The 3,115-nt window shown below is 66.9% G+C and carries 2 protein-coding genes; both read right to left on the bottom strand.

Annotated elements, in window-relative coordinates; translation table 11 throughout:
- Positions 1 to 31: 31 nt before the first annotated feature.
- The gene (locus OU415_RS38025; RefSeq protein WP_270954650.1) at positions 32 to 1,252 is read right to left on the bottom strand and encodes a M24 family metallopeptidase; all 1,221 of its coding nucleotides are present in this window, start codon (positions 1,250 to 1,252) and stop codon (positions 32 to 34) included.
- Complete coding sequence (locus OU415_RS38020) at positions 1,249 to 2,586, bottom strand: MFS transporter (RefSeq protein WP_270954649.1); 1,338 nt, start codon at positions 2,584 to 2,586, stop codon at positions 1,249 to 1,251. Before OU415_RS38020 ends, OU415_RS38025 begins: the two co-directional genes overlap by 4 nt.
- Positions 2,587 to 3,115 lie beyond the last annotated feature (529 nt).

The raw sequence follows: 3,115 nt of genomic DNA, 5'->3' as shown, positions 1-3,115 counted from the left end.
CCGTCGACCCGCACCGGCGCCGGAATGCAGCTCAGCTGCTGATGGTGTTGTGCTCGGGTCCGTACGGGAATCCGGTGATGTTCTCCGCGCCGTCCTCGGTCACCACGAGGATGTCATGCTCGCGGTACCCACCGGCCCCGGCCTGGCCCTCCGGGACGGTGATCATCGGTTCCATCGACACGACCATGCCGGGTTCGAGCACCGTGTCGATGTCCTCCCGCAGTTCCAGCCCTGCCTCGCGGCCGTAGTAGTGCGAGAGCACGCCGAAGGAGTGGCCGTAGCCGAAGGTGCGGTTCGGCAGGAGCCCCTCTGCCTCGTAGATCTCGTTGAGCTCGTTGGCGATCTCACCGCAGACGGCACCGGGCCGGATGAGTTCGAGACCGCGCTCGTGCACCGCGGTGTTGACGCGCCAGTAGCGCAGGTGCTCCGCGGACGGCTCGCCGTAGAACAGCGTCCGCTCCAGGGCCGTGTAGTAACCGGCGATCATGGGGAAGCAGTTCAGGCTCAGGATGTCGCCGTCGCGCACCTGGCGGCTGGTCGCCCAGTTGTGCGCGCCGTCGGTGTTGATCCCGGACTGGAACCAGACCCAGGTGTCGCGGAGCTCGGCGTGCGGGAAGGTACGGGCGATCTCGCGGACCATGGCCTGGGTGCCGGCGAGCGCCACTTCGTACTCCGGGACTCCCGCGGTGATCGCCTCGACCACCGCGGCACCGCCCAGGTCGGCGATCCGGGCACCGTGCTTGATCAGCTCGATCTCCTCTGCGGACTTGACCATGCGCTGGCGCATGGTCGCCGCGGAGATGTCGACCAGGCTGAACCCGGGCAGCGCGTCGGCCAGCTGCGCCCGCAGCATGGGCGGGATGTGGTCGTCCTCCACGCCGAGCCGCCCGGACTTGACGCCGGAGCGTTCGAGCACGGTGGCGATGGCGTGCAGGTAGTTGTCGCGCCGCCAGTCGGTGTAGACGATGTTGTCGCCGAAGCTGCGCCGCCACGGCTGCCCGGCGTCGATGTTGGCGGAGACGGTGACGTGCGCGTCCTCGGTCACCACGAGGGCGTAGTTGCGGCCGAACGAGGTGTAGAGGAAGTCGCTGTAGTAGTTGATGTTGTGGTAGCTGGTGAACACGACCGCGTCGACGCCGTCTTCGGCCATCTGCTTGCGCAGCGCGGTCACCCGGCGGCTCATCTCCTCGTCGGAGAACGTCGGCCGAACTCGCTCGCCGTTGTGGATCTCCTTGAGCCGTTCGAGGTTCATCGAACACATCCTTTCTCGTTGGTGTCCTGCGGAAGGGCTTCCGCGACGGGAGCGCGACGGGCGGCCAGCATCGCCGCGGCGGCAGCGATTCCGGCGGAAGCGAGGTACCAGGCCGGAGCGATCTTGTTGCCGCTGAGGTGGATCAGCGCGGTGGCCACGAACGGGGCGGTCCCGCCGAACAACGCGTTCGCGGTGTTGAAGCTGAAGGCGAAGCCGCTGTAGCGCACGTGCGTCGGGAACAGCTCCGCGAGGTAGGACGGCAGAGTGCCGTCGTTCATGGTGAGCAGGACGCCCAGCGCGAGCTGGATCAGGGTGATGCCGATCAGCCCGCTGGCGCCCAGCAGCAGGAACATCGGGACCGCGAGCAGCGCGAACAGCGCACCGCACGTCGCGAGCATCACCGGGCGGCCGACCACATCGGACAACCAGCCCATCACGAACACCGATCCGATGTAGCCGAGCAGCGCGATCGTGGTGACGATGAAGGAGGCGGTCTCACCGAGCTGCAACTCGGTGGACAGGTAGGTCGGCATGTAGCTCAGCAGCATGTAGAAGCCGACCGCGTTCAGGCAGGTCGCGCTGAAGGCGATGAAGATCGCCCGCTTGTTGCTGGTGAAGGTCTCCCGCAGCGGTGTGGACGTGACGGATTCCTGGTCGGCCAGGGCCCGGAATTCGGGGGTGTCCTCCAGCTTGACCCGGATGTAGCGCCCGATGACGCCGAGCGGGGCGGCGAGCAGGAACGGGACGCGCCAGCCCCACGAGTCCATCGATTCCGGCGGCAGGAGCGAGGTCAGGAGCGCGACGATGAGCGACCCGAGAAGCAGTCCGGTGGCGGTGCTCGCGGGCACCACGCTGGTGTAGAGACCGCGGCGGTGGCGCGGGGCGTACTCGAACAGGAACGCCGATGCGCCCGCGTACTCACCCGCGGCCGAGAATCCTTGCACCACGCGCACCAGCAACAGCAGCGCAGGTGCGAACAGGCCGACCTGGTCGTGCGTTGGCAGCAGCGCGATCACGAAGGTCGCGGCGGACATGATCAGCACTGAGAGCGACAGGGCGGCACGCCGTCCGAACCGGTCGCCGAATTGGCCCCAGAAGATGCCGCCGAGGGGGCGGACGATGAACGACAGCGCGAAAACGCCGAAGGTCGCCAACAGGGCCGCGGTGGGGGAGCTGGTGGGGAAGAAGTTCCGGGCGATGATGGTCGCGAGGTAGCCGTAGGCGGCGTAGTCGAACCATTCGACGCAGTTTCCGATGAAGCTCGCCGTCACGACCCGGCGGATCGTGCGGGAGCCGCTGTGCCCGAGATCGGCACCTTGATTGCTGGATGTCATCGCGCCCACTCCTGGGTGGGTCGTGCCGGCCCGGCGGGAAGGCCCTGGTCGGCATTGGGCAAGGGGCCTGGCTGTTCAGTTCAGCCGCAAGACAACCGTACGTCGATGCAACTCCGTTGCGGTGAACGAAACGTAAGAGCGCTGTTGCCCGCTGTCAACCCCGGATTCCACGGCGCTCCGAAATCGGCTGATCGAACTGAGAGTGGTTGATGCAGGGGGCGGATCCTGGTCCTGCGCTGCACGCGGCCAAGTCAGAAAAGTCGTCTAGAGCAACAGTGTTGCATTCAATGCGACATTGCTGCATGCTCTGGGGCATCTCTCGTTCCTCTTCCCCAGGTTTCCCACCACGGCCGCTGCGCGCTCAGCGGCGGAAGGGTTCTCCATGACTGCACCGACGATCCGGTCGACACCGGACCTGTTCAACGACAAGCTGGCCGCGGTGGATCCCGAGGTCGCGGCGGCGGTCGGCGCCGAGCTCAACCGGCAGCAGAGCACGCTCGAGATGATCGCCTCGGAGAACTTCGCGCCC

The organism is Saccharopolyspora oryzae (assembly GCF_027853915.1).
Taxonomy (GTDB): domain Bacteria; phylum Actinomycetota; class Actinomycetes; order Mycobacteriales; family Pseudonocardiaceae; genus Saccharopolyspora; species Saccharopolyspora oryzae.
Note: the sequence above shows the minus strand (reverse complement) of the source record. Positions and strands in the feature narration are given on the sequence as shown.